The sequence below is a fragment of the uncultured Brevundimonas sp. genome (assembly GCF_937870815.1).
Lineage (GTDB): Bacteria > Pseudomonadota > Alphaproteobacteria > Caulobacterales > Caulobacteraceae > Brevundimonas.
The window spans coordinates 1-6,085 of sequence record NZ_CALMZS010000190.1; the positions used below are offsets into that span (position 1 = coordinate 1).

A 6,085-nucleotide genomic window follows, 5' to 3' on the forward strand; every position below is an offset into this window, starting at 1 on the left:
ATCACCGCCCTGAAGACGGTCTACGACCCGGAGATCCCGGTCGACATCTATGAGCTGGGGCTGATCTACAAGGTCGACCTGTCCGACGATTTCGACGTGCGGGTCGAGATGACCCTGACGGCCCCCGGCTGCCCGGTGGCGGGCGAAATGCCCATCTGGGTCGAGCAGGCGGTGATGAAGGTCGAGGGGGTCAAGTCGGCGACGGCGGACCTGACCTTCGACCCGCCGTGGGATCCGTCGAAGATGAGCGACGAGGCCAAGCTGGCCCTGAACATGTTCTGAGGACGTCCATGACCGAGCTTCAGACCACGACCCGTCAACGCCGGCCGCGCCCCAAGGCGGTGTCGCTGACCGACGCCGCGGCGGAGCGGGTGCGCGAGATCATGGCCAAGGCGGACACGCCGGCCGTCGGCATCCGCGTCGGCGTCAAGAACGGCGGCTGCGCCGGGCAGGAATACACCTTCGCCTACGCCGACGCGATCGAACCGCTGGACGAGGTGGTCGAGGACAAGGGCGTCACCATCCTGATCGACCCGAAGGCGGTGCTGTTCCTGATCGGCTCGGAGATCGACTACGAGACCACGAAGCTGGCCTCGAAATTCGTCTTCCGCAATCCGAACCAGACCGATGCGTGCGGCTGCGGCGAGAGCGTGACGATCGTTCCGGCTCTCGGGACCGCGGACTGACCGTGGCCTATGATCCTGCCTTCGGGGCCTGGGTCCGGGAGCATCTCTCCGGACTGGGTCCCATGGAGATCAAGCCGATGTTCGGCGCCGCCGGCGTCTATGCCGACGGCCTGATCTTCGCCCTGCTGGACGACGGCGTGATCTGGATGAAGGCCGACGAGGAGAACCGCCCGGCGCTGGAGGCCGAAGGCGCGCGCCAGATCAGCTATACGGCGAAGGACGGCAAGGTCATGGTCATGCCGTACTGGAGCCTTCCGGACAGCGCCGTCGACGATCCCGACGAGGCGGTCGACTGGGCCCGGAGATCGCTGGAGGCCGCGCGGCGCAAGGCGGCGCTCAAGAAGCCCCGGAAGCGATAGACGGAGCTTGCGACCGCCGCACTTCGTCCGGGGTCGGGACCTGAACGGCCGGCGTCACCGGCCGCCCGGTGGCCTCGGCGACCAGTTCGGCGGTCCTGCCCTCCACCGCCGCCTCGAGGCGGGCGAGGAATTCGTCCTTGGGCAGGCCGGTCGGGATCGGGTCGAGGAACTCCAGCGTGGCCGTACCCGGGCGTTTCTCGAACGCCTCCTGCGGCCAGAACAGGCCGAGGTTGGTGGCCAGGGGGACGACCGGCATGTCGAAATCCCGGTACATGTGCCAGACGCCCGAGCGGTAGCGGAATTTCTCGCCGACCTTCGCCAGGTTGCCCTCCGGGTAGATGAGAATTTTGCGGCCGTCGCGATGGGCGTCGGCGGCGCGCTGCTGCAGCGCCTCGCGCGCTTCGCGGCCGCCGCAGTTGTTGACCACGATGGCCCCCAGCTTGCGCAGCACCGTGGCCATCAGCGGAAATTTCTCGAGGTGGTCGCCGGTGACGAAGGCGAGGTCGTCGAAGCGGTCGTAGACGGTGAAGCCGTCGCCCCAGCTCTGGTGCTTGGCGGCGATGATGAAGGCGCCGCCCGGCAGCCGCTCCTCGCCGCGGTACTGGATGTGGATGCCGGCCAGCAGCCGCATGGCCTGGACCATGCGCTTCACATAGCGGCGGATGATCCAGCCGGTGGCCGCCCGCCCCGGCGCCAGGGCCGCGATCACGGCGGCCAGGGTGTAGCCGATCGACAGGACCCAGTAGGCGATGTGGAAGGCCAAGCTTCGCATCGGACGACTATGCCGCGAATCGGCGCGGGGTCTAGGCGGCGTCGTTCAGCCAGTCGGCGCAGGTGACCCGGTTCCGGCCCGAGCGTTTGGAGGCGTAGAGGGCGGCGTCGGCCCGGCCCAGCAGGCTGGTCGCGCTCTCGCCGCCGCGGTGGTGGGCGAAACCGATCGAGACGGTGACCACGCCCAGGTCGTCGTTGGTCGAGCGCCGGCGCAGCGAGCGGGAGCCGATCTCCCTGCGCACCCGTTCGAGAGCCGCCTCGACCTCCGGCAGGGATTCGCCGGGGAAGATCATCGCGAACTCTTCGCCGCCGTAGCGGGCGGCGAGGCGCGCGCCGCTGGCGGCCTTGCCCAGAACGCTGGCCACATAGCGCAGCACCTGGTCGCCGGTCTGGTGCCCCCAGGTATCGTTGAAGCGCTTGAAATGGTCGATGTCGAGCACCGCCAGCGACAGCCGCGCGCCCTGGGCCAGGGCGACTTCACAGGCGCCGCCCAGCTGCTCGTCGAAGGCCTTGCGGTTGGCCAGACTGGTCAGGGCGTCGGTCATCGAATCGCGACGCACCTGTTCGAGATGTTCGCTGAGCCGGGCGATCTCGCGCGTCGACAGCTCGAGCTTCTTCTCCAGGGTTTCGTTGTCCGTGCGGATTTTTCGCGTGGCGCTCGACAGGCCCGAGACGATGGCCCGCAGCTGCGGCGCGCCGTGCGCGGACTCCAGACTTCCGGCGGCCCCCTCAAGGGTGCGGCCGTAGTCGGACTGGGCCTTGTGGGCCTTCGAGATCGCTTCGGTCACGCTGGACAGTTCGCGGTCGAGCACCCGCCCGGCGTCGCGGATCTCCTCGGTCAGCCGGCCGCGCGGCAGGTATTCGGCGGCCAGCACCTCGGCCGCCTCCTCGGTGAACGGCTCGCCCGCGGCCAGCATGCGGTGGATTTCTCGGCCCAGGGCCCCTTCGGGGTCGCCGAGGTACTGCAGCCAGAGCTCGAAATTGAGCGGGGTCGGCCAGATCGACGCGGCCTCCATCGCCTCGACGGCCCGACGCGCCAGGGAATAGGCCTCGGGTCCCCGCAGCGTGGTTTCGACCGCTTCCGTCATCGGCGTCCTCTGGGGGCCGCCTCAGGCGACCCGATCGCCGAAGACTAGGCCGGGGTTCCGTAACGCCCGGTTAAACCGGGCCGCGCGGCGGCCCGATTTTCCTAGAGCCTGATCGGTTGAGGCGGAATCGCTTCGCGATTCCGCCGATGCCGTGAATCAGGCTCCAGTATAAGGCTGGAGCGAAGATCCGGGTTTGGACGCGATCGCCGTCCAAACCGATTTCGCTCTAGCCCCTGCTGGATACGGTGCGGCGCAGGAAGGCCGGAATTTCGGCCTCGCCGAAGGGACGGCCGTTGCTGCGCGGAGCCTCCGTCGCGGCGGGCCCGCCGCGACGATCCGACTGGCGCAGGTGCGTTTCGCGGGTCGGCCGCTCCGGGGCGGACGCTTCGGCCGCAGCCGCCGGCGGCTCGTCCGCGGACGGGGGCGATTCGGGGGCGGCGGGCTGGGCTGCGGCGGCGCCGCGACGACCGCGGCTGCGCCGGGGCCGGCCTTCTGGCGCGGGGGCCGGTTCCGCGGCCGGCGCGGCCGGTGCGGCTTCGGCGACGGCCTCGGTAGTTCCGGCGGTTCCGGCGGTCTCGACCGGCTCCGCCGCCCGGGCCGGCGTCCGCCGCGCGCGCGCCGGACGTTCGTCGGCGGAGTCGACGCGGTCGGCCCTGTCCGGGCGACGGGCCGCTCCGTCGCCGAGGACGGCGCCGTCCAGCGTCAGCTCCTCCGGGGTCATCTTGATGAGCTTCAGCACCTTGTCGAGCGACCGGTCGTCGCCCGGGGTGACGATCATGAAGGTCTGGCCGGTCTTGCCGGCGCGGCCGGTGCGGCCGATGCGGTGCACATAGTCGTCGGCGTGGTGCGAGACGTCGTAGTTGAACACATGGCTGACATCGGGGATGTCCAGCCCCCGCGCGGCCACGTCGGAGGCGACCAGCAGCTTGAGCTCGCCCGATCGGAAGGCGGCCAGCGTCTTGGTGCGCAGCGACTGGTCGAGGTCGCCGTGGATCGGCGCGGCGTCGAAGCCATGCTGCTTCAACGACTTGGCGACGACATCCACCTCGGACTTGCGATTGCAGAAGACGATGCCGTTCTTCACGTCGGAGCGGCCGATCAGGGCCCGCAGGGCGGCCCGCTTCATCTTCGGATCGCTGGAGGGGATGCGCACCAGATACTGGGTGATGGTCTCGGCCGTCATCGCCGGACGCGAGGCCTCGATGCGGGTCGGATCCTTGAGGAACTGGGTCGTCAGCCGGGTGATCTCGGGCGGCATGGTGGCCGAGAAGAACAGCGTCTGACGCTTCGGCGGGGTCAGTTTGAAGATGCGCTCGATGTCGGGAATGAAGCCCATGTCGAGCATGCGGTCGGCTTCGTCGACGACCATGACCTCGACGCCGTTCAGCATCATCTTGCCGCGCTCGAACAGGTCCAGCAGCCGGCCGGGGGTGGCGATCAGCACGTCGACGCCCTTGTTCAGCGCCGCCACCTGGTCGCCCATCGAGACGCCGCCGATCAGCAGCACCCAGCTCAGCTTGGTGCCCCTGGCGTATTTCTCGAAGCTGGAGGCGACCTGGTCGGCCAGTTCTCGGGTCGGGGCCAGCACCAGGGCGCGCGGCATGCGGGCGCGGGCGCGCCCCTTCGACAGCCGGTCGATCAGGGGCAGGGTGAAGGCCGCCGTCTTGCCGGTGCCGGTCTGGGCGATGCCGAGCACGTCGCGCCCGGCGAGGGCCACCGGAATGGCCTGGGCCTGGATCGGGGTGGCGGTCGTGTAGCCGGTGTCGGCGACCGCCTGCAGGGTCGTGGGCGAAAGGCCCAACTGGGAAAATTCGGTCATGAATCCTTCGGGACTGTACTGAAGGACGCCCCGCGCATCGGGCCGTCGTGCGATGTGCGGAACCGCCCTGTCTCTGGGCGAGCGGGCGGCGCGGATTCGCCAGTCCTGTCCCGAACGTGGGCCGCATATAGAAGCCCCTGCGCCAGAGTCAACTATTCGCGGCCCCGGCGCGGGGGCTTGGCTTTCCTTAAACCCTTGTTAATAGTTCCGGCCGGGGAAGGGTTGAGCAGGGGGTGGCGCATGCTTCGCACGCTTGCCGTGGCGACGGTTCTGGCCTGCGGCCTGACGGCCGGGCCGGGCCGGGCCGAGATCAACGCCGCCTTCGGGAATACGGTGGTGTCGCGCTATTCGGACGGCGGCTGGGTGAAGCACTGGTTCAATCCGGACGGCACCTACGCCGCCCAGTTCTCCGACGGTCGCCGGCTCTCGGCGCGGTGGGCCGTGCAGGGCGGGCGGCTCTGCCTGACCAACATCCGGCCCCATGTGCTGATCCCGCGTTTCTGCACCGCCATGATCGACGCGGCCGTCGGCGAGACCTGGCAGTCGCGCGACCCCCTCGGCCGCCGCGTCAGCAATGTGCTGATCGCCGGGCGCAACTGAGGCTGTCGAAATCTTCGGATCGGCGGAAGCCGCTCACGGAGCGGAGAGCGCCATTCCCTGACGTCCATGCCAGAGGGAATGGCGCGAGTGACGGGGCTCGAACCCGCGACCTCCGGCGTGACAGGCCGGCACTCTAACCAACTGAGCTACACCCGCGTTTTCCGGCCGCGAAGCAGTGCGTCGCGGCGAGGGGCGTCGTTTAGGCGGGGGCGCCGCGCACTGTCAAGCGAGGATGCGCGCGGCTTGAGCAGTTTTCGACGCCTCTGGAGGCCGCTGCCCGGGTCGGGTCGCAGTCCGGATTTTCTGCGAACCACTCGCAAGAAGAACCTTTCGCCGCATGGGTTTGAACGGGCGCGGTTCCGGGTCTAGAAAGCGCCGAATCCGCCCCTCCCTGAACGGCGGACGAGGTCCCGTACGGATGAACGCATTCCTTCTCGAATATCTGCCGATCGTGATCTTTCTCGGGATCGCGGCGGCGCTCGGGCTCGGCTTCATGCTGGCGGCCTGGGTGCTGGCCCCCAAGAACCCCGATTCCGAGAAGCTGTCGGCCTATGAGTGCGGCTTCAACGCCTTCGACGACGCCCGCATGAAGTTCGACGTGCGCTTCTACCTGGTCTCGATCCTGTTCATCATCTTCGACCTGGAGGTGGCCTTCCTGTTCCCCTGGGCGGTGTCGATGTTCGACCTGTCGCGGGCCGGCATGGTGTTCGCCTTCTGGTCGATGATGGTCTTCCTCGGCGTGCTGACCGTCGGCTTCATCTA

8 protein-coding genes and 1 tRNA gene are annotated in these 6,085 nt (G+C 68.9%); 5 read left to right on the top strand and 4 right to left on the bottom strand.

Annotated features, from left to right (window positions below; genetic code table 11):
• The 3 genes from Q0588_RS12710 to Q0588_RS12720 all read left to right on the top strand — a co-directional run.
• Positions 1-282: SUF system Fe-S cluster assembly protein (locus Q0588_RS12710; protein WP_298746697.1), on the top strand; the 282-nt coding region annotated here is incomplete at its 5' end.
• Between the two features lie 8 nt (positions 283-290).
• Positions 291-686: an iron-sulfur cluster assembly accessory protein gene (locus Q0588_RS12715; protein ID WP_298746700.1), complete on the top strand. Its 396-nt coding sequence runs from the start codon at positions 291-293 to the stop codon at positions 684-686.
• A 2-nt stretch (positions 687-688) separates the two neighbouring features.
• A complete protein-coding gene (locus Q0588_RS12720; RefSeq protein WP_298746703.1) occupies positions 689-1,045 on the top strand; it encodes a TfoX/Sxy family protein in 357 nt (118 codons plus the stop codon).
• Here the strand turns inward: Q0588_RS12720 and Q0588_RS12725 are convergent.
• The 3 genes from Q0588_RS12725 to Q0588_RS12735 all read right to left on the bottom strand — a co-directional run bounded on the left by Q0588_RS12725 (position 1,023) and on the right by Q0588_RS12735 (position 4,723).
• Entirely contained in the window at positions 1,023-1,817 is a 795-nt protein-coding gene (locus Q0588_RS12725) for a 1-acyl-sn-glycerol-3-phosphate acyltransferase (RefSeq protein ID WP_298746706.1), read from the bottom strand. The two genes, Q0588_RS12720 and Q0588_RS12725, sit on opposite strands and share 23 nt — an antisense overlap.
• Positions 1,818-1,848: 31 nt before the next feature.
• Positions 1,849-2,904, bottom strand: a complete 1,056-nt coding sequence (locus tag Q0588_RS12730; protein ID WP_298746710.1) for a GGDEF domain-containing protein — start codon at positions 2,902-2,904, stop codon at positions 1,849-1,851.
• 226 nt (positions 2,905-3,130) lie between these two features.
• The gene (locus Q0588_RS12735) at positions 3,131-4,723 is read right to left on the bottom strand and encodes a DEAD/DEAH box helicase (protein ID WP_298746713.1); all 1,593 of its coding nucleotides are present in this window, start codon (positions 4,721-4,723) and stop codon (positions 3,131-3,133) included.
• A 240-nt stretch (positions 4,724-4,963) separates the two neighbouring features.
• Here Q0588_RS12735 and Q0588_RS12740 point away from each other — a divergent pair, with 240 nt between their 5' ends.
• Entirely contained in the window at positions 4,964-5,323 is a 360-nt protein-coding gene (locus tag Q0588_RS12740; protein WP_298746715.1) for a hypothetical protein, read from the top strand.
• Between the two features lie 79 nt (positions 5,324-5,402).
• Here the strand turns inward: Q0588_RS12740 and Q0588_RS12745 are convergent.
• A tRNA-Asp gene (locus Q0588_RS12745) sits at positions 5,403-5,479 on the bottom strand.
• 262 nt (positions 5,480-5,741) lie between these two features.
• On the opposite strand from Q0588_RS12745, the gene ndhC reads away from it, so the two are divergent.
• Positions 5,742-6,085 (top strand): NADH-quinone oxidoreductase subunit A (gene ndhC / locus Q0588_RS12750; protein ID WP_298746717.1); only part of this gene is annotated, 344 nt, incomplete at its 3' end.